Origin of the sequence: Rhizobium sp. NZLR1b (assembly GCF_019685155.1) — a bacterium.
Classification (GTDB): domain Bacteria; phylum Pseudomonadota; class Alphaproteobacteria; order Rhizobiales; family Rhizobiaceae; genus Rhizobium.
This window is the reverse complement of record NZ_JABDWC010000006.1, coordinates 296,236-314,144: the sequence shown is the minus strand read 5'-3', so window position 1 is coordinate 314,144 and position 17,909 is coordinate 296,236. Positions and strand designations below refer to the sequence as shown.

General features: G+C 60.9%; 18 protein-coding genes, 1 tRNA gene and 1 pseudogene. 6 read left to right on the top strand and 14 right to left on the bottom strand.

Features of this window, described 5'->3' with window-relative positions; all coding sequences use genetic code 11:
- The 5 genes and pseudogenes from HJB84_RS12130 to HJB84_RS12110 form a co-directional block, all read right to left on the bottom strand.
- Positions 1 to 124, bottom strand: a pseudogene (locus HJB84_RS12130) (S-(hydroxymethyl)glutathione dehydrogenase); the annotation flags it as partial.
- 90 nt (positions 125 to 214) lie between these two features.
- The gene (locus HJB84_RS12125; RefSeq protein ID WP_207580575.1) at positions 215 to 2,236 is read right to left on the bottom strand and encodes an acetyl/propionyl/methylcrotonyl-CoA carboxylase subunit alpha; all 2,022 of its coding nucleotides are present in this window, start codon (positions 2,234 to 2,236) and stop codon (positions 215 to 217) included.
- Positions 2,237 to 2,311: 75 nt separating this feature from the next.
- On the bottom strand, positions 2,312 to 3,016 hold the full coding sequence (locus HJB84_RS12120) for a hypothetical protein (protein WP_207580574.1): 705 nt from the start codon (positions 3,014 to 3,016) through the stop codon (positions 2,312 to 2,314).
- Positions 3,017 to 3,080: 64 nt separating this feature from the next.
- Positions 3,081 to 4,040 (bottom strand): DMT family transporter, encoded by a 960-nt coding sequence (locus tag HJB84_RS12115; protein ID WP_207580573.1) that lies wholly within the window; start codon positions 4,038 to 4,040, stop codon positions 3,081 to 3,083.
- 128 nt (positions 4,041 to 4,168) lie between these two features.
- Positions 4,169 to 4,253 (bottom strand) — tRNA-Leu (locus HJB84_RS12110).
- A 181-nt stretch (positions 4,254 to 4,434) separates the two neighbouring features.
- Between HJB84_RS12110 and lipB the strand changes: the two genes are divergently transcribed.
- Both lipB and HJB84_RS12100 read left to right on the top strand, forming a co-directional pair.
- The gene (gene lipB, locus HJB84_RS12105) at positions 4,435 to 5,154 is read left to right on the top strand and encodes a lipoyl(octanoyl) transferase LipB (protein WP_207580572.1); all 720 of its coding nucleotides are present in this window, start codon (positions 4,435 to 4,437) and stop codon (positions 5,152 to 5,154) included.
- 157 nt (positions 5,155 to 5,311) lie between these two features.
- Positions 5,312 to 5,956, top strand: coding sequence for an isoprenylcysteine carboxylmethyltransferase family protein (locus HJB84_RS12100; protein WP_221116021.1), 645 nt, complete (start codon positions 5,312 to 5,314; stop codon positions 5,954 to 5,956).
- 61 nt (positions 5,957 to 6,017) lie between these two features.
- Here the strand turns inward: HJB84_RS12100 and HJB84_RS12095 are convergent, their stop codons facing one another.
- The 3 genes from HJB84_RS12095 to HJB84_RS12085 form a co-directional block, all read right to left on the bottom strand.
- On the bottom strand, positions 6,018 to 6,383 hold the full coding sequence (locus HJB84_RS12095; RefSeq protein ID WP_207580570.1) for a hypothetical protein: 366 nt from the start codon (positions 6,381 to 6,383) through the stop codon (positions 6,018 to 6,020).
- A gap of 309 nt (positions 6,384 to 6,692) precedes the next feature.
- A complete protein-coding gene (locus HJB84_RS12090; protein WP_207580569.1) occupies positions 6,693 to 7,202 on the bottom strand; it encodes a BON domain-containing protein in 510 nt (169 codons plus the stop codon).
- 123 nt (positions 7,203 to 7,325) lie between these two features.
- On the bottom strand, positions 7,326 to 7,820 hold the full coding sequence (locus HJB84_RS12085) for a peptide deformylase (RefSeq protein ID WP_207580568.1): 495 nt from the start codon (positions 7,818 to 7,820) through the stop codon (positions 7,326 to 7,328).
- A gap of 262 nt (positions 7,821 to 8,082) precedes the next feature.
- Here HJB84_RS12085 and mgtE point away from each other — a divergent pair, with 262 nt between their 5' ends.
- Together mgtE and HJB84_RS12075 are read left to right on the top strand one after the other, a co-directional pair.
- Complete coding sequence (gene mgtE, locus HJB84_RS12080; protein WP_207580567.1) at positions 8,083 to 9,498, top strand: magnesium transporter; 1,416 nt, start codon at positions 8,083 to 8,085, stop codon at positions 9,496 to 9,498.
- 65 nt (positions 9,499 to 9,563) lie between these two features.
- Positions 9,564 to 9,956 (top strand): MerR family DNA-binding transcriptional regulator, encoded by a 393-nt coding sequence (locus HJB84_RS12075; RefSeq protein WP_037073057.1) that lies wholly within the window; start codon positions 9,564 to 9,566, stop codon positions 9,954 to 9,956.
- 12 nt (positions 9,957 to 9,968) lie between these two features.
- Here HJB84_RS12075 and HJB84_RS12070 read toward each other — a convergent pair whose 3' ends face one another.
- Both HJB84_RS12070 and HJB84_RS12065 read right to left on the bottom strand, forming a co-directional pair.
- Complete coding sequence (locus HJB84_RS12070) at positions 9,969 to 10,958, bottom strand: heparan-alpha-glucosaminide N-acetyltransferase (RefSeq protein WP_221116020.1); 990 nt, start codon at positions 10,956 to 10,958, stop codon at positions 9,969 to 9,971.
- On the bottom strand, positions 10,958 to 11,722 hold the full coding sequence (locus tag HJB84_RS12065; RefSeq protein WP_207580565.1) for a DUF599 domain-containing protein: 765 nt from the start codon (positions 11,720 to 11,722) through the stop codon (positions 10,958 to 10,960). Before HJB84_RS12065 ends, HJB84_RS12070 begins: the two co-directional genes overlap by 1 nt.
- Before the next feature lie 194 nt (positions 11,723 to 11,916).
- On the opposite strand from HJB84_RS12065, the gene HJB84_RS12060 reads away from it, so the two are divergent.
- Positions 11,917 to 13,320, top strand: coding sequence for an L-serine ammonia-lyase (locus HJB84_RS12060; protein WP_221116019.1), 1,404 nt, complete (start codon positions 11,917 to 11,919; stop codon positions 13,318 to 13,320).
- Between the two features lie 61 nt (positions 13,321 to 13,381).
- Positions 13,382 to 13,819: a DUF1489 family protein gene (locus HJB84_RS12055; protein WP_207580563.1), complete on the top strand. Its 438-nt coding sequence runs from the start codon at positions 13,382 to 13,384 to the stop codon at positions 13,817 to 13,819.
- 49 nt (positions 13,820 to 13,868) lie between these two features.
- Here HJB84_RS12055 and HJB84_RS12050 read toward each other — a convergent pair whose 3' ends face one another.
- The 4 genes from HJB84_RS12050 to HJB84_RS12035 form a co-directional block, all read right to left on the bottom strand.
- Positions 13,869 to 14,144 carry a hypothetical protein gene (locus HJB84_RS12050; protein ID WP_164014607.1) on the bottom strand — a complete coding sequence of 92 codons (276 nt, stop codon included), beginning with the start codon at positions 14,142 to 14,144 and terminating at the stop codon, positions 13,869 to 13,871.
- 113 nt (positions 14,145 to 14,257) lie between these two features.
- Complete coding sequence (locus tag HJB84_RS12045; RefSeq protein WP_221116018.1) at positions 14,258 to 15,844, bottom strand: serine hydrolase; 1,587 nt, start codon at positions 15,842 to 15,844, stop codon at positions 14,258 to 14,260.
- 134 nt (positions 15,845 to 15,978) lie between these two features.
- On the bottom strand, positions 15,979 to 16,764 hold the full coding sequence (locus HJB84_RS12040; protein ID WP_207580561.1) for a hypothetical protein: 786 nt from the start codon (positions 16,762 to 16,764) through the stop codon (positions 15,979 to 15,981).
- Positions 16,765 to 16,963: 199 nt separating this feature from the next.
- Positions 16,964 to 17,569, bottom strand: coding sequence for a transglutaminase-like cysteine peptidase (locus HJB84_RS12035; RefSeq protein ID WP_207580560.1), 606 nt, complete (start codon positions 17,567 to 17,569; stop codon positions 16,964 to 16,966).
- Between the last annotated feature and the right edge of the window lie 340 nt (positions 17,570 to 17,909).

The window sequence follows — 17,909 nt, the reverse complement described above, 5'->3', positions numbered from 1 at the left end:
TGTGGCAGATGCCGGTCGCCTTGACCTCGACCAGCACTTCGCCGGCCTTCGGGCCGTCCAGCTGCACGGTCATCACTTCCAGCGGTTTTCCGGCCTGAACGGCAACGGCGGCGCGAACGTCCATCTTCACAATCTCCCTGGTAATTTATTGGGGCGACCTTGGCACGGTCGGCGAGCCGCGCTCAAGCGAAAACCGGCCGCCGGCCTTTTCCTCTCAGGCGAATTCCATGATCACGGCATCGACGGCCAGGCTTTCGCCGGCGGCGGCATTGATCTTCGAAATGACGAGATCGCGGTCGGCGCGCAGCACGTTTTCCATCTTCATCGCCTCGACGATCGCAAGCGTCTCCCCGGCCTTGACCTCCTGGCCCTCGGCAACCGCGATGGCGACGACGAGGCCGGGCATCGGGCAGAGCAGGAGTTTGGAGGTATCGGGCGGCAGCTTCACCGGCATCAGCTTGTCGAGTTCGGCATGACGCGGCGAAAAGACTTTGGCCGTCACCGAAAGCCCCTGCCAGTCGATGCGCAACCCGTTGAGGAGCGGGCGGATCTGCGCGGTGATATCGCGGCCGCCGACCTTGCCGCTCCAGACGGGATCGCCCGGTCTCCAATCGGTGACAACGCTGATGCTCTCGCCGTCGATCGCCCCCTCGACCGCCATGTCCATATCGAAAGGGATGGTGACGAGGCCATCGAGCAATCTTGCAGCGACGTAGTTGTCACCGATCTTGACCACCCAGTGCTCGCGCAGCGCGCCCGATGCGGCGCGCAGGCGATCGGCGAAATGCTCGCGCCGGTTCGTCTCGATCAGGCCGGCGGAAAGGGCTATGGCGGCAAGCGTGGCCTCTTCCTTGCGGTCCGGTTTCATCGGCGCGAAACCGTCGGGATATTCCTCGGCGATAAAGCCGGTAGACAGCCGGCCCTCGCGCCAGCGCGGATGTTTCATCAGCGCCGCCAGGAAGGGGACATTGTGCTCGATGCCATCGACGACGAAACCGTCGAGCGCCCGGCCCATGGCCTCGATCGCTTCGACCCGCGTCGGTGCCCAGGTGCAGAGCTTGGCGATCATCGGATCGTAATACATCGAGATCTCGGCGCCTTCGAAGACACCGGTATCGTTGCGGACGACGACATTGCCGGTCCGGCCTTCGGCCGGTGGGCGGTAGCGCGTCAGGCGGCCGATCGACGGCAGGAAGTTGCGGTAGGGGTCTTCGGCATAGAGCCGGCTTTCGATCGCCCAGCCGTCGAGCCTGATGTCTTCCTGGGTGAGGGGAAGTGGCTCCCCCGCTGCGACACGGATCATCTGTTCGACGAGATCGATGCCGGTGACGAGTTCGGTCACGGGATGTTCGACTTGCAGACGGGTGTTCATTTCGAGGAAATAGAAATTGCGGTCGCGGTCGACGATGAATTCGACGGTGCCGGCGCTCTGGTAATCGACCGCTCTCGCCAGCGCCACCGATTGTTCGCCCATCGCCTTGCGGGTTTTTTCGTCGAGGAAGGGCGAGGGCGCCTCTTCTGCTACTTTCTGGTTCCGCCGCTGGATCGAGCATTCGCGCTCGCCGAGATAGACGACGTTGCCATGCGCATCGGCCAGCACCTGGATCTCGATATGGCGCGGCTCGACGATGTATTTCTCGATGAAGACGCGGTTGTCGCCGAAGGAGCTCTTCGCCTCCGAGCGGGCGCGCTCGAAGCCGTCGCGCACCTCGCCATCATTCCAGGCAATGCGCATGCCCTTGCCGCCGCCGCCGGCCGATGCCTTGATCATGACGGGATAACCGATCCCGCCTGATATCACTTCCGCTTGGGCGGCATCCTCGATAACGCTGAGATGGCCGGGCACGGTGGACACGCCGGCGGCATTGGCGAATTTCTTCGATTCGATCTTGTCGCCCATCGCCATGATGGCCTTCGGCTTCGGGCCGATGAAGACGATGCCCTGCTTTTCCAGCTCAGCGCAGAAGGAGGCGCGCTCAGACAGGAAGCCGTAGCCCGGATGCACCGCCTCGGCGCCGGTTGCCTTGCAGGCGGCGACGATCTTTTCAGCAACCAGGTAGCTCTCGGAGGCTGCGGCCGGGCCGATATGAACGGCCTCGTCGGCCATCTCGACATGCAGAGCGTCCCGATCCGCATCCGAATAGACCGCAACGGTCAAAATACCCATGCGGCGCGCGGTCTTGATCACGCGGCAGGCGATTTCGCCGCGATTCGCGATCAGGATTTTCTTGAACATCGAGACTCCACCCAGAAATGCGTTCCGGAGTTTTACGCATAAAACACCGGAACGCACAATCAGGCTTGAGCAGCGTCAGGCGACAGCTGCCTGCGAGACGGGTTCCTCATCGACGATACGCAGCCAGCGGCTGCGCCGCGGTTCGGCATAGTCGCGCAACTGGACGGCGGCCATGATGCCGGCCCAGTGCGGATGATTGGCGCCGGGCAGCGTCGCTTGCTCGATCTGCTGGAGCACGCCGTATTCGACCGACGAGACGGGAATGACACCACCTTCGGCGACGCTTCTGAAGATGCGCATGGCAAAATCGACGTCCTGGCGGGTAATGCCCCGGCGATCGACGGCACGCGACAGCTTGTAGCCACCGATATTGTCGGTGATCGCCACACGGAGCTGGTCGAGGGCGAGCGCTCTCAATTCACCCGGGACAACGGTCGAAATCTCCATGACGTGGAGAATGAGCTCGAGTTCCAGCGCCGAGTTGACGACACCGGCGGTCGTGAACATGCGCATGATCCAGGCGACGTTGATTTCATCAAGCGAGCCTTGCGGATAGGTGTAATGGACGATGAAACCGGCGAACTGCTCGACGAAGAAAGCGTTCCAGGCAGCGCATTTCTCAGGGCAGGAATTGTTGAGCGCCAACATCGCCACGACATCGTCGGATGTCCGGATACCCTCCGGAAAAGCATGTTTGCGCAATAGCATTATATCTTCGGCCGTCAGCCGATGCTTGCCGGCCACCACACAGGCCGGAAAAGCGAGACGAAATTCGCTCATGTTTTAGCTCCAGGCTTCATCATGAAGCCGGAGACAGTTTTAGCGCCTGCGAATTGACGATCCCTCAAGAAGAGGAGTTAACCCGACATTCCCGGGGTGAGGAAGATTTTAACGATTGCGCCTGCAGCCGCTCGCGCCAGATGATGAAGAGACCTGATGCGACGATGATGAAGATGCCGATCCATTTGGAAAAGCTGGGGAAATCATTAAACAGCGCGTAGCCGAGAACGGTCGCCGAGATGATCTCGAAGTATTGGAACGGTGCAAGCAGCGACAGTGGTGCGAGGCGGAAAGCCCGGACGATGAGCATATGCGCATATCCCGAAATCGAGCCGAGGACGAGAAGCAGGACAAGACCGAGACCTGAGGCGGGCAGAGAGACGGCAAAATCGGCATTGCCGGAACTGCTTCCGACGAGAAGGGCCGCCGCCATGAAGACCGTTCCGCCGATGCCGGCCATCGTCTGCATGGTCAGCGGCGAATCGGCGTCACCGATGGCGCGGTTGAGGAACAGATAGAGCGAGAACAGAAAAGCGCAGGCGACCGGCAGCAGCGCCTTCAGGCCGAAAATCTCGTAACTCGGCTGAATGACGATCATCGCGCCGCCGAAACCGACGACGATTGCCATCCAGCGCCGCCAGCCGACCTTCTCCCCGAGGAACAGCGCCGACATGGCCGTCAGCATGAAGGGTTCGACGAAATAAATGGCGAAAACGTCGGCAAGCGGCATGTATTTGACGGCGACGAAGAAAAGCAGGCTCGCGCCACCGTGCAGCACGCCGCGCAGCAGGTTCATCCATGGCCGTTTTGCCGAAAGCGCCTTCAGCCCGAAAAGGGCAAAGAGAATCGGCAGGGTGCAGGCGATCTGGAAAAAGAATCGGTAGAAGGTCACCTGGCCCGGCGACATCGCCTCGAAGGTCGCCATGTATTTGGCGATCGCATCCATGATCGGCAGGATCAGCATGGCGCCGGACATGATCGCCATGCCCGGCAGGGAATTTTGATGGGCTGGATGCTCTGTCATGGTGGCCGGTTCTTGGCAGGGATGACGCCATCAACCATGAGAAGGCCGATCGATCAAGCAGAGCAACCGCAAATAGCTTCGAGGTGAAATCCAAATCGTCGCTTAGAAAGCGATTCCCAGAAGGGAAATGGTGCGGTCGAGAAGACTCGAACTTCCACGGGTTGCCCCACAGCGACCTCAACGCTGCGCGTCTACCAATTCCGCCACGACCGCATCGTGGTAGGTGCCGATTTGCGTCGGCGGGGCAGCATGTAGCAAAAGCATTTGGGGTGCACAAGGGCGATATGACAGTTTTTTTCAAAAGCGGTCACAGCATTTGAATTGCCCCCGAAACGGGTCCATATAGCTGTCCTGCCGCCCCCTTTTTCAGGCATTTCGGGGACAGCGGCAAGGAATGGCCATGCTTCGCACCGATCTCGAATTCTCCATGCTCCCGAATCTCGGCACCCGCCCGGTGCGTTGGCGCATCGCCGATGGCCTCGTTCCCTATGCGGAGGCTGTGGAGACAATGGAGCGCGAGGTGGCGGCGATATCAGATGGCGGCGACGAACTCGTCTGGCTCGTCGAACATCCGCCGCTCTATACCGCCGGCACCAGCGCCAATGCCAGGGATCTCGTCCAGCCAGACCGTTTTCCGGTTTTTGCGACGGGGCGAGGCGGTGAATATACCTATCATGGGCCTGGCCAGCGCGTCGCCTATGTGATGCTCGACCTGAAGCGCAGACGCCAGGACGTGCGCGCCTTCGTCACCGCGCTTGAAGATGTCGTCATCCGCACGCTCGACATGATGAATGTGCGCGGCGAGCGACGTGAAGATCGCGTCGGCGTCTGGGTGCGCCGGCCGCAAAAGCCATTGCTTCCCGATGGGACAATGGCAGAGGACAAGATCGCCGCCCTCGGCATAAGGCTGCGGAAATGGGTGACTTTCCACGGACTGTCGCTCAACGTCGATCCCGATCTCGATCATTTCGGCGGCATCGTGCCCTGCGGGATTTCAGCCTATGGCGTCACCAGCCTCGTCGATCTTGGCTTGCTGGTGATGATGGCTGATGTCGATATCCGGCTGCGCACCGCCTTCGAGGCGGTTTTCGGCGAAACGACGAGCGAAAACTGACCTTTCGCGACGGCAATTTGGTGCCTTTCACCGCCGCTAGATTCTGCAGTGAGGATCGGCAAGGTAAGAACGTCCGCAACGAAAGCTTTAACTTATTATTAGCGCTGCCGCATGTATATGACACCATAATCTCGTGATGCGGAAGTCTTTGCAAATAATGAAAAAACAGGCAGTGGCAAGCTGGTCATTCTTCGACGTGTATTTCGTTCTCGACATTCTCGAGAAAGTCCTCATCGGCTATTTCTTCGCTGCGATCGTCATGCGAATGCTGCCGCAGATGCAGGACAACAGGGCGATTATTGACGGCCTGCTGCTGGTCTCCGAGGCGGCCGCCACCTTCCTTATCCTGACGCGCCGGCCGACGAGAAATGCGTCGCTGCGCCTGTTTGACTGGATGGTCACCGCCATCGGCACGCTCTTCCCGCTGCTCGCCTCACCCTCCGCGACAGAGCCGCTTGCGCCGCTCGCACTCTGCGGCACGGTGTTGGCACTCGGTTTCGTGCTGCAGATATCGGCAAAGCTGTCATTGCGGCGAAGCTTCGGCCTGCTGCCGGCCAATCGCGGTATTAAGATTGGCGGACCCTACAAGTTTGTCCGTCATCCGATGTATGCGGGTTATCTGATGGCACATATCGGATTCTTCATGGCTCATCCGAGCCTTTGGAATTTTGCCATCTATGCAACGGCGCTTGCCGCACAATGTTTCCGCCTCTTGGCGGAGGAGCGTCTGCTCCAGCAGGATCCTGCTTATACGACCTTCATGGCCACGACCCGCTATCGGCTGGTTCCATTCGTGTTCTAAGACGACAGAGAGCGAAATGAAAAAGAGAAGGGCCGGATTCCGGCCCTTTCTTTTGTTTGGATCAATGCGTCGCGCGGCATGCGTCGGTGCGAGAGGCGCCGCTGTCGGCACCCTTGGTGTGGGAGCCGCTCGGGCCAATCATGCTGTGGCATGGGGGCAGGGCGTTGATGCTCGCCGTTGCGGTCTTGTCGACGGCAGGGGCCGCCATCGCGCTCGGGGCGAAGCCGTCGCTATCATTGGTATAATCGCTGGAATAGGCCGCGGCCTTGCGGTTGGTGTAGTGAACGGGGGCCGGCTTCGACATCGGGCTCTGTGAAAAACCGTCGCTATCGTTGGTATAGTCGTCGGAATATGTCGGCTGGGCGAAGGCAGCGCCTGCAAGGCTGACGGCGAACAGTGACGCGGCAAGGGCAAATTTGATGCGCATGGGTCTATCTCCTCAATCTGCTGTTGAATTTCACAACATAACTAACCCTCGGCAGCTGCGAGTTCGCGCCCCAATTCAGGCAATTTTGTGATAAATTGACGGCGTGGCCGCGACCTTTTGTCCAAATGAAATCACAGTGTTGTCAATGAAATTGACGTTCTTGTTACACAAGCCGCCTAAGCAAAAGGTCTAAATTGCGATGCAATCTGAAATTGTTAACTTTTGGTAATGTTGGCCGACTGAAATTTTGACAGGGGCGGCCGGGAGGCATCGATGCCTCCCGCATGACTTCCGTATCTTGGTGCGCGATTAGTCCTCGTTCGGGATATGCGCGTCGACACCGGTCAGCTGCAATTTGTTGCGGACATGGTGGACACCGTCGACCGAAAGCGCACCGAGCTCGACCTTACGGGCGATGCCGATCGTTTCCACCGAACCTTCCAGGGTGACGACGTGTCCGTCGGCATGAACCTCAATGCTATTGATGTCGACCTCGGGAATATTTTCGAGATTGTCGTTCACCCGTGCTTCGAGGTCGTCGCTTTCATCGCGGTCGATGGTATCGGCGCGGAGCGAATCCTTCAAGCGGTTCTCGTTGCCGTCTGCATCCGTGCCGTCGATCCGGAAGCCTTTGTTGGGATCGCTGTCGAAATTTGCCGCGGTCTCGCCATAGGGGCGGTTGGCCGGGTCGGCGCCGGTGGCGTCGGCATAGGGCCAGCCGTCGTCGAGATTGCGTTCCTCGAGGTCGCGATAATCTTCCTCCCGGGAAAGCTCAGGCTTCTCCCGGGAAAACTGGGTCTTGTCACCGATCCTTGCCATTGCAGTCGCTCCTTTTTCGCTGAGGGGGTTTCTCTGCGGGGCGGTCTCTGCGGGAAACGCCGGCAGTGGCGAATGGTTCGGTGCAGGTGGCGATTTGTCAGGCTTCATTGTCAGGCTTGATTGTCAGATTGGTGCCTTCTCCCATTTTTTCACGAGACGGTCGCGTTTCAGCCGCGAGAGGCGCTGCAGCCAGAAAATGCCGTCGAGCTGGTCGACCTCGTGCTGGATGCAGATGGCGTGGAAATCTTCGGCTGCTTCCTCGTGCACGATGCCCTCGGCATTCTGGTAACGGAAGCGGATCGCGCGCGGGCGTGTGACCTCTTCAGTGGCGCCGGGCATGGAGACGCTGCCTTCTGCATGGCGCATCGTCTCCTTCGAGAACCAGGTGATCTCCGGGTTGATGTAGAGCCGCACGCCGTCCGTCTTGTCGAGCTCCAGCACAGTAACACGGCTGAAGACGCCGATATGGGCGGCGGTGATGCCGACGCCGGGCGCCGCCCGCATCGTCGCCACCAAGTCGTCGACAAGCGCGGCGAGCGACGAATCGAAGGCTGTCACCGGCGCGCAGACGGTCTTCAGACCAGGATGCTGATAGCGCAGAATCGGACGGAGGGGCATGGGGCAGGCTTTCTTTACTTGGATGGGGCTTGGCCGGGGTTTGGACAGGTGGCGAAACTATCGCCGGCCGTAGGCATTGTCATCAAGAGGCAGGTTTGCGGCTTTACGGCAGGGATGCTTTGGGCTAGCAGAAGCCATGAATCCCACCGCGGAAGCCGCGCGCGGGACTGGCTTATGTGATTGTTGACAATGTGTTTTCGGCCGACATTTGCGAATGTGGCGCTGTAGTCGTTGAAATTCGAACCAGATGCGAGGGCGGCAGATGACGACGACCGATGGGGAAGACCGCATCCGCAGGCGTCCCGAGGACGAGGAAGCCGATATCTACGACGAGGACGGCAATGTCCGCAGCGATTTCCTGGCGCTGGTCGGCGCCGCGATCGCCGACCGCGACACGTTGTTCCTGCGCCAGAATGTTGCCCGCCTGCATGAATCTGAGATAGGCGACCTGCTGGAAGCGATCCAGCCGGATCAGCGCCTGGCGCTGGTGCGCCTGCTTGGCGACGATTTCGACATGACTGCGTTGACCGAGGTCGACGAGGCGATCCGCCGCGAGATCGTCGACCAGATGCCGAACGAGCAGATCGCCGCCGCGATTGGCGATCTCGATTCGGACGATGCCGTCTACATTCTCGAAGATCTCGACAAGGAAGACCGGGAAGAGATCCTCGCTCAGCTGCCGTTTACCGAGCGGGTCAGGCTGCGTCGGGCGCTCGACTATCCCGAAAGCTCGGCCGGGCGCCGCATGCAGACGGAATTCGTCGCTGTGCCGCCGTTCTGGACGGTCGGCCAGACGATCGACTACATGCGCGACGAAGAGGATCTTCCCTATTCCTTCTCGCAGATCTTCGTCATCGATCCGACCTTCAAGCTGCTCGGCGCCGTCGCTCTCGACCAGATCCTGCGTACCAAGCGGCAGACGAAGATCGAGCAGATCATGCGCGAGACCAACCATCCGGTTCCGGCCGAGACGGACCAGGAGGAGGCCGCCCAGCTGTTCGAACAGTATGACCTTCTGTCGGCCGCCGTCGTCGACGAGAACGGCCGGCTGGTCGGCGTGCTGACCATCGACGACGTCGTCGACGTCATCCACGAGGAGGCGGACGAGGACATCAAGCGCCTTGGCGGCGTCGGCGACGAAGAGCTGTCGGACAATGTGCTTTCGACGGCGCGTTCGCGTTTTCTGTGGCTCTTGATCAACCTCGGCACGGCAATGCTGTCGGCCAGCGTCATCGGCCTGTTCGACGCCTCGATCGAGAAGATGATCGCACTTGCGGTGCTGATGCCGATCGTCGCCTCGATGGGCGGCAATGCCGGCACGCAGACGATGACGGTGACGGTGCGCGCGCTCGCCACCCGCGATCTCGACATCTACAATGCCGGCCGCATCATCCGCAGGGAGGCCGGCGTCGGCATCCTCAACGGCATCGTCTTCGCGACGATCATGGGCATGATCGCCGGCACCTGGTTCCACGACTATCAGCTCGGCGGGGTGATCGCGGCGGCGATGATCATCAATCTGATGGCGGCGGCGCTTGCCGGTATTCTGCTGCCGTTGCTGCTCGATAAGGTGGGGGCCGACCCGGCGATCGCGTCGTCGGTCTTCGTGACGACGGTGACCGACTGTACCGGCTTCTTCGCCTTTCTCGGCATCGCCACTTGGTGGTTCGGCATCTGAACGGTCTGATGAAATTGACTATTACGTAAAAGTCAATATTATTGCCGGTTCATGACGGGGAACCCATGCTGGTGAACAAATATTATAGCATAACGGAGCTGACGCGCGAATTCGGGGTCTCGACGCGCACGCTTCGCTTCTACGAAGACGAGGGACTGATTCATCCGGAGCGGCGAGGGCGCACCCGTCTCTTTCGCCAGGCCGACCGACGGCTCATCGGCGAAATTCTGCGCGGCCGGCGCATCGGGTTCACCATCGCAGAGATCCGCGAGATCATCCAGGTCTACAAGGAGCCGCCGGGCGAGCTCGGTCAATTGAAGCTGCTGATGAAACGCGTCGACGAGAAGCGCGACGATCTGCGCCAGAAGCGCAAGGATATCGACGACACGCTGGTGGAACTCGACAATATCGAAGAGGCCTGCCTCGGTCGCCTCGCCGAGATCGGCGTCACCACCTGAGCGGAATGAGACTTATTCCGCTTCGGCGCTGCATTCGGCGGCGATGGTCTGCACCCGCTCGTCATTCTGTATATCGATCGCGCCCGCCTGCAGCGGCGTGAACAGGGCTTGAGCCTGCAATTTCTCCAGCGTGCATTGGCAAAAGCTGTGGCAGAGCGCTTCACCCTGCTGCATGACGCAAGAGGCGTTGCATTGCTTTAGGTAAGTCGCGACCGGATCCGGCGCCTGCGGCGGGACGACGAGGGAAAGCCCGTAGGCGATGGCGATCAACACCGGCTGGTGAATGAGGTAGAAAGCAAGGCTGTGGCGGCCAAGCCTTGCCGGCCACCATGAACCGGTGCCGATGGCGGCAAGCCGATGCAGCAGTCTGGTTCTGATGCCGATCGAGGCGAAACTCAATCCAGCAAGAAAGGGCGTTGCCCAGGGAAACAGCGGCACATAGTCGTTGGACCGTTCCGGCATCGCCGCAAGGCCGATCCAGGCGAGATATCTGGGATCGAAGAAGGATGAGCGAAGCAGGCCGGGTGTGCCGAAATTATCGGTAAGCCAGGCAGCAATGAGCGCCACCGTCGCGACGAGCGTGACGGCGAGCGGCAATCTGATAAAGACGATGCCGATCAGCGTCAGCACCGCGATGCAGTGCAAGATGCCGAAATAGATCCACTCGTTCGGCATCGCGATGCGCGTGGCGGTCGAGATGACGGCGGCTCCCGCGGCAATCATGCCGAAACGCTTCCAGAAGGCGGGCCAGCGGACCTCGGGTTTGCTCGAGAGCACCAGGCTGATGCCGACGATGAAGATAAACGTCGTGGCGATCGCCCGGGCATAGATCTTCAGCCAGCCTGTCTCGGCCGTGCCCGGCGCGAGATAGCCCATGAACTCCATATCCCAGCTGAAATGATAGCTCGCCATGGCGATCAGCGCGAGACCGCGCGACGTGTCCAATAGGCCGATGCGCGGCGGCTTTACCGCCGCATCGGCTTGCGTTGCCGGCAATGTCATTAAAGTCCCTCGGGCAAATCACGTCCGTCGCTCGACGGCATGTCGCGGCCAAACGCGGAAAGGTGGAAATTCGACGGCGGGCCGGCATCCATGATCGCCAACCGCGCCTGCGAAAAGAATTGCCGCCGTGTCAGAACGAAGATGACGATCGCCGTCGTCAGCATGAAGACATAAGGGTTGATGAACCAGCCGAGATAACCGATCGACAGGAAGATCGCCCTGAGGCCTTCGTTGAAATTGCTGCCGGCAATGACATTCATGCGGATGACGCGTTCGGCGGCCCGCTCGGCGGCGATGACGTCGCGTTCGGTATCGCGCAGCATCGGGATCGAGCCGAACAGAATGGTGCAGTAGTTGAACAACCGATAGGACCAGCCGAACTTGAAGAAGGCGTAGCCGAACAGCACTGCCAGCCCGCCGACCTTCATCTCGAAAACGGCATGGCCGCCATGCAAGACGAAGGGCAGGTCGGCGAAGACGGCGTCGACCTTCTCCGTCGCCCCGAGCAGCGCAAAGCAACTGCCCAATGCGAAGATCGAGGTCGAAGCGAAGAAGGCGGTGCCGTTCTGCAGGCCTGCCATGATCTGCGTGTCGATCATCTTCAGGTCGCGGCGCAGCGAGTTATAGATCCATTCCCGCCGCCGTTCGATCATCGCATGGGTGAGGCTGGTGCGTCCGAAGAAGGTGCGGCCATGCAGCAGCCAGGAATAGCCCATCCAGACACAGGCAAAGAAGGCCAGAGCGATATAGTCCGCCGTCGTCATCAGTGATTCAGTCTCCGCATGAAGTGCGGCCACCTTACATATGCATCGAAATGCTGCAATGACTGGTAAGGCGGGCCTCATCGTTTTAGTGTTCAGCCGCAATGTCGCACCGGCTCCATGCGATGTCGGTGTGCCGCATGGATTGAAAACCGGCATCGCTTAAGCTTGCATCCTCGTAATCAGAAGGCGCATCCATGTTTCTCTCGGTATTCGATGTCTTCAAGATCGGTGTCGGGCCGTCGAGCTCGCACACGATGGGTCCGATGTCGGCGGCCAACCGGTTTCTCGACCTGATCCTGTCGGACGAATGGCCGCGCCCATCCTCAGGCGCCCAGGTCGTCGCGATCAAGGTCAGCCTGCACGGCTCGCTTGCCCATACCGGCATCGGCCACGGCACCGGCAGGGCGGTCATTCTCGGCCTGATGGGCGAGGCGCCCGACAGCGTCGATCCCGACAAAATGGACGGCATCGTCGACACGGTGGAGCGCACCGGCCGCATCACGCCGGAGGGGCATCCCGCCTATCAGTTCCAGCCGAAGACCGACCTGATCTTCGACAAGAAACAGCCGCTGCCCGGTCATGCCAACGGCATGGTCTTTTCCGCCTATGACAGGGACGGCCGGCTGCTCGTCAAGCGTATCTATTATTCGGTTGGCGGCGGCTTCGTCGTCACCGACACCGAGCTGGAGCAGATGCGGGCGAAGAAGAACGCGGCCGGCGGCACGCGCGTGCCCTATCCCTTCGCCACCGCAAAACAGATGCTCGAGATGGCGGAGCGCTCAGGACTGTCGATCGCCCAGATGAAGCGGGCAAACGAGCAGAGCCAGCGCAGCCAGGAGGAGCTCGATCAGGGGCTCGACCGCATCTGGGAGGCGATGCGCTCCTGTATCGAGCGCGGCCTCAAGGTCGATGGCATCATGCCGGGCGGCCTCAACGTCAAGCGCCGCGCCCGCAGGATTCACGACAAGCTGGAAGAGGAGTGGCGCAGCAACCGCGTCAACCCGCTGCTCGCCAACGACTGGCTGAGCGTCTATGCGATGGCCGTCAACGAGGAGAATGCCGCCGGCGGGCGCGTCGTCACGGCGCCGACCAACGGTGCGGCCGGCGTCATCCCGGCGACGATCCGCTACTACGAGCATTTCCACGAGGACTGGGATCAAAACGGCATCCGCGATTACCTGCTGACGGCTGCGGCCATCGGCGGCATCATCAAGCACAATGCCTCGATCTCGGGCGCAGAGGTCGGTTGTCAGGGCGAAGTCGGCTCGGCAGCGGCAATGGCGGCCGCAGGCCTTGCCGCCGTCATGGGCGGCACGCCGGAGCAGATCGAGAACGCCGCCGAGATCGCCCTCGAACATCATCTTGGCATGACCTGCGATCCGGTTGCGGGCCTGGTGCAGGTTCCCTGCATCGAGCGCAACGCACTCGGGGCCGTCAAGGCGGTGACCGCAGCGTCACTCGCCGTCAAGGGCGACGGCCAGCACTTCGTGCCGCTCGATGCCTGTATCGAGACGATGCGCCAGACCGGCCACGACATGAGCGAGAAGTACAAGGAAACCTCGACCGGCGGCCTTGCCGTCAACGTGGTCGAGTGCTGAGTTTGTGGACGCGTGATGCTTCTTGCTTGACGCCCGCTGCCAAAAGGATTTCAACGGCGGCATGGCATTGCATCTCATCAAACTCTGCGTCGGCGCCGACTCGATAGACGATCTGCGCGAATGGGTGGCGGAACGCTCGCTGCGCGCCATCGCCGCCGGGCTCGAGCCGCATTCGGTGCACACGACGCGCATGGCGCCGAAACGCATGGACGAGCTGCTTGACGGCGGCTCGCTCTATTGGGTGATCAAAGGCCAGGTGCAGGCGCGGCAGAGGCTGCTCGACATCGAGACCTTCACTGATGGCGAGGGTATTTCGCGTTGCCGCCTGATGCTGGGCCCGGAGGTCATCGAGACGGCCGTGCAGCCGAAGCGTCCCTTCCAGGGCTGGCGTTATTACACTGAGGATGACGTGCCGCGCGACCTGATGAGCCTTGGGGCAGGCATTGTCGAAATGCCCGCGGACCTGCGCCGCGAGCTGACGGAACTTGGTCTGCTCTAACGTCTGTCGCCCAAAAACGCGTCCTGGTTCTGGGCTACACTACCAAGCTTCAACGCAGGCGCAGCTGCACCGGCACACTGCCGTCCTGCGAGGTCACATGCAGATGGATGCGGGCCTCGGGCTGCGAATAGCGCCAGGCGCGGGCACCATGGCTAAGCAGCAGATTGATGAGATCGCGGGTCTTTGGAGACTTCGCCTTCGGACGCTGCAGGCCCATTTCGGCCAGCCGCAACGCAGCCTCGTGCAACGGATGCAGCGATGAGCGCCCCTTGGCCGGCATGCGGCGGTCTGAAGGCATTCCCGGAACATTCTCATTGATTGCCATTGTTTTCCCCGTACGCAACACTGATCGAGTTCAAGAACGGTGGCCGGAAACGCAAACACCGATTCCGGCCATTACCGATGCCGCCGGCCATCTTGCAGGCAGCATCGAATAGCTCATTGGGCAGCCGCCCAGCACTTGATTCCGGCCTTCTTCAAGGCCTTGCAGGCATTGACCGCATCGCGCTGGTCGTCGAAACCACCGAAGCGAGCGCGATAGAGCTGGTCACCGCCAGCGGCATAGGCGACGGCGAAAGGCTTTGCCGAGGCCAGCGCCTTGCCGCCCTTGCTCTTGGCGCTTTCCAGGAGATCCATGGCCATCTGCCGGCTCGGCGAGACGCCGACCTGCACGACCCAGCCGGCCGGGCCATTGTCGGTTGAAGCGGCACTGGTCGAGGTCGGCGTGGTCGAAGCGGTGGTGACATTGTCGACCGCCGTATCTTCCCGTTCCTGCGGCAAGGCAGCGGGTGCCGGTTTCGGCACGGCGAGCGATGCTTGCTGCTTGATGGTCGTGGTCTTGACCTTGGTCGGCGCCGGCATTGGCTGGGCTACCAGCGGGTTGTCGGATTTCGCCTGAGCCGTCTCGACATAAGCGACCTCGGTCTCGGCGACCTGATAACGGGCATCCGGCAGCGGGCCCTTGTGCGGCAGGCTGAGATCGGCGGCAGCGGCCGAAACCGGCGGCTGCGCTGCGGTGATCACCTTGGCCATTTGCGGCTGGGCCTTCTGCTGGACCTTCTGTGGCATGACCGGAGCAGGTGTCTCGATCATCGCCGGGGCAGGGGCCGCCTCTGCGATCAGGGCCGACGACCCGCCGCGGCTCGATGCCTTCGGCAGGTAGGTGGCGATCAGATTGCGCATCTGGGTATCGCGGGCAGGCGTCGAAGCGCCGCCGAGCACGACACCGACGATCGACTTGCCGTCGACCTGCACCGAACTGACCAGATTGAAGCCGGCAGCGCGGGTATAACCGGTTTTGATGCCGTCGACGCCACGCACGGAGCCGACAAGGCGGTTGTGGCTGCGGATCGTGCGGCTGCCGAACTTGAAGGCGCGGGTGGAGAAATAGCCGTAATATTGCGGGAAATGCTGCCGAAGGGCGATGCCGAGGCGGGCCTGGTCGCGCGCCGTCGTCATCTGCGCGGTATTCGGCAGGCCGTTGGCATTGCGATAGGTGGTGCGTGTCATGCCGAGCGCATGCGCCTTGGCGGTCATCAACTGGGCGAAACGATCCTCGCTGCCGCCGCCGAGCATTTCGCCGAGCGCCGTTGCGGCATCATTGGCCGACAGGGTGACGAGGCCGAGAATGCCTTGCTCGACGGTGATCGTGCCGCCGGCGCGAACACCGAGCTTGGTCGGCGCCTGGGCTGCCGCATGAGCGGAGAAGGGAACCGGCGTATCGAGACGGATACGACCCTGCTCCAGCGCCTCGAAGGTCATGTAGATGGTCATCATCTTGGTCAGGGAGGCGGGGTATTGCAGCCGATCGGCATTCTCGCTGTAGAGAACGTTACCGGTCTTGGCGTCGACGACGATGCCTGCATATTTCGAATTCGCCGCCTCAGCTTCGGCGCTTACCGAATCGACCAGGACGATCGTGACGGCCACCGAAAGGATCGCCAGCAGCTTGGCGAAAAAGCTGCCGGATCGGGACGATGGTACGGGGGAGACTGACCTTGACACTATTCCACTCTTCGCTTGCATTTCAGATATTTGGCACTTCAACTATCGGCAGTAACCGCACACCTCCCACCGTACAGCCCGTCTTCAAAATCTACCGATTGGGCGTTACCAATCCGTTTATGATGAATCGTTTATTTCGCTGTCCGGGGAGCATTTTAGGGACTTGTCGCAGAACGGTTCACAAGACGCGCGTCCACAAAGGTGCGGATAGCGGCATCAATATGGTCCCAGTCGTCGAGATGGCTGCTTGAGAAGCGGTAGAGAACGCTGAGATCCCTGCCAACCTTGATATCGCGCTGACAATCCCCGCTCGAAGCCTTGTCGGGGACGGAAGGCAACAGGCAGCGCACGACGTAATCCGGCCCGCCCTTGACGGGCGCCGTCAGCAGCACCTCGTCGCCGTAACCGGCGTCGGCGCGAAGACGGTGCAGCGTCAGGCCGTCGCGGAAGGGTGCGGCCGGTCCTTCGAGCAGATGCGAATAGATCGGCTCCAGCCGCCCGGACATGTCGCGCGACATTGTGCTCTGGGTAATCTGCAGGAAGATCAGGCCGGAGGATTGGGCGACATCGTCGAATCGAAGGTGGTTTTCCTTGCCGTAGCCCTGCATATCAGGCCAGGCGAGATAGAGATCGACACGCTCGGCCGCACCGTCATGCCTTTGACTCGGGAAGCGGATGGCATTCTCGGGGAATTTCACGGTATCGCGGCCGATGGCCAGCGTGATCTCGACCGTACTGTCGGTGTTGCCGGCAAGCGAGATATGCCGGCCGAACCAACGGCCGCCGATGCTGATGGCAACCGTCAGGACCGCCAGGACGGCAATCACCGCCATCGTGCGGAGCAGAAAGCCCATGGAAAAAAGCGGCTGCTCGTCGGGTGCGCTGCGCGCGGCATGGCTCATGGCGGTTCTTCGTGTTTCGGTCCGCCGCAGGAGGAACATGAGCCGCCGGTGCCGATGATGAGTCTGATCGGCATGATCGGACTGGCACGGTTAATAATTCGCTAAGATTTCAGGGGTGTGGGTCGCCTGGGGACGAATGCCTGTCCCAAAAAAGAGCGAGCCGTTCCCGGGACAGCGGGAACGGCTCTTGGGCGCCGGTCGGGACGGGATGCGGGGACTGACCGGGCGCAGACTATTCTTACTTGACGCTACCAACCGCGACAGTGCGGCCGTCCTGGAGCTTCGACCAGCGGGCCGGATCGTCGGCGGACTGGCGCTTCAGGTAGGTGTATTCGGTATCCGACCACAGCAGCACCTTGTTGCGCATGTTGTCGAGGATGAAGTCGCCGTGATCGGTGCGGACCGTCAGCACGGCATGGCCTTCGCCGTTCGGCTGCAGCACGACGGTGATCAGCGTGTCGGATGGCGAGAAGCCGTCTTCGATCAGCATCTTGCGCTTCAGCAGGGCATAATCCTCACAGTCGCCGACAGTTGTCGGATAGGCCCAGCGTTCTTCGACGCCGTAAATCTGTTCATCCGTCTCCGGCTGGATCGTCGAATTGACGGTGTAATTGACCTTGAGAATTTCTTTCCAGCGATCCTCGGTGAGGATGGTCGGCCCGGCATCGCCGCCGGCAAAGGCACATTCCGTCGGATTCGCCTTGCAGAATTCATAGTGCCCGATCGGCGGGCTGGCATTGCCCGCCAGGGCCATGCTGGCGGGCATCGCCTGTCCCGAACCCGCCATTGCCATCATGAGGGCACCGGCCAGAAGACCGCCTTTCAGGATGTTTGCAGTTGTCATTGCCGTCTCCCCGTAAGTTGAGGCGACAATGACACGGACGTTTTTATCTCACGGAAAATTGCGTAATAGAATTAAATGCTTAGTTGATTCAAATGCCAAGAAAACTTGACTAAAAACAATCTCGAATGCGCCTAAAATTCGACGCGCATTTGTCTCGAAATCGATTAAAATTATAATTCCTGCAACAAGGCTTTTCACCCGCGAAAAGCTTGCATTGCCGTCCTGGCGTTAAGGATTTTCGTTGAGCCGGGTAAAGGCAGATTGCGGTCCTGCGGCGCGCAGCCGGTCGGCAATGCCGGCGGAATCGGCCGATTCGACCCGCTCGAAAGCAGACTGTCGC

Bases quoted from the DNA above. Each gene is read 5' to 3' on its own strand.
- HJB84_RS12070 (WP_221116020.1), bottom strand. From the start codon at position 10,958: ATGACATTGCCGGCAACGCAAGCCGATGCGGCGGTAAAGCCGCCGCGC.
- HJB84_RS12100 (WP_221116021.1), top strand. From the start codon at position 5,312: ATGAAAAAACAGGCAGTGGCAAGCTGGTCATTCTTCGACGTGTATTTC.
- HJB84_RS12065 (WP_207580565.1), bottom strand. From the start codon at position 11,722: ATGACGACGGCGGACTATATCGCTCTGGCCTTCTTTGCCTGTGTCTGG.
- HJB84_RS12125 (WP_207580575.1), bottom strand. From the start codon at position 2,236: ATGTTCAAGAAAATCCTGATCGCGAATCGCGGCGAAATCGCCTGCCGC.
- HJB84_RS12095 (WP_207580570.1), bottom strand. From the start codon at position 6,383: ATGCGCATCAAATTTGCCCTTGCCGCGTCACTGTTCGCCGTCAGCCTT.
- lipB (WP_207580572.1), top strand. From the start codon at position 4,435: ATGGCCATGCTTCGCACCGATCTCGAATTCTCCATGCTCCCGAATCTC.
- HJB84_RS12075 (WP_037073057.1), top strand. From the start codon at position 9,564: ATGCTGGTGAACAAATATTATAGCATAACGGAGCTGACGCGCGAATTC.
- HJB84_RS12090 (WP_207580569.1), bottom strand. From the start codon at position 7,202: ATGGCAAGGATCGGTGACAAGACCCAGTTTTCCCGGGAGAAGCCTGAG.
- mgtE (WP_207580567.1), top strand. From the start codon at position 8,083: ATGACGACGACCGATGGGGAAGACCGCATCCGCAGGCGTCCCGAGGAC.
- HJB84_RS12060 (WP_221116019.1), top strand. From the start codon at position 11,917: ATGTTTCTCTCGGTATTCGATGTCTTCAAGATCGGTGTCGGGCCGTCG.
- HJB84_RS12050 (WP_164014607.1), bottom strand. From the start codon at position 14,144: ATGGCAATCAATGAGAATGTTCCGGGAATGCCTTCAGACCGCCGCATG.
- HJB84_RS12085 (WP_207580568.1), bottom strand. From the start codon at position 7,820: ATGCCCCTCCGTCCGATTCTGCGCTATCAGCATCCTGGTCTGAAGACC.
- HJB84_RS12045 (WP_221116018.1), bottom strand. From the start codon at position 15,844: ATGCAAGCGAAGAGTGGAATAGTGTCAAGGTCAGTCTCCCCCGTACCA.
- HJB84_RS12035 (WP_207580560.1), bottom strand. From the start codon at position 17,569: ATGACAACTGCAAACATCCTGAAAGGCGGTCTTCTGGCCGGTGCCCTC.
- HJB84_RS12120 (WP_207580574.1), bottom strand. From the start codon at position 3,016: ATGAGCGAATTTCGTCTCGCTTTTCCGGCCTGTGTGGTGGCCGGCAAG.
- HJB84_RS12040 (WP_207580561.1), bottom strand. From the start codon at position 16,764: ATGTTCCTCCTGCGGCGGACCGAAACACGAAGAACCGCCATGAGCCAT.
- HJB84_RS12055 (WP_207580563.1), top strand. From the start codon at position 13,382: ATGGCATTGCATCTCATCAAACTCTGCGTCGGCGCCGACTCGATAGAC.
- HJB84_RS12115 (WP_207580573.1), bottom strand. From the start codon at position 4,040: ATGACAGAGCATCCAGCCCATCAAAATTCCCTGCCGGGCATGGCGATC.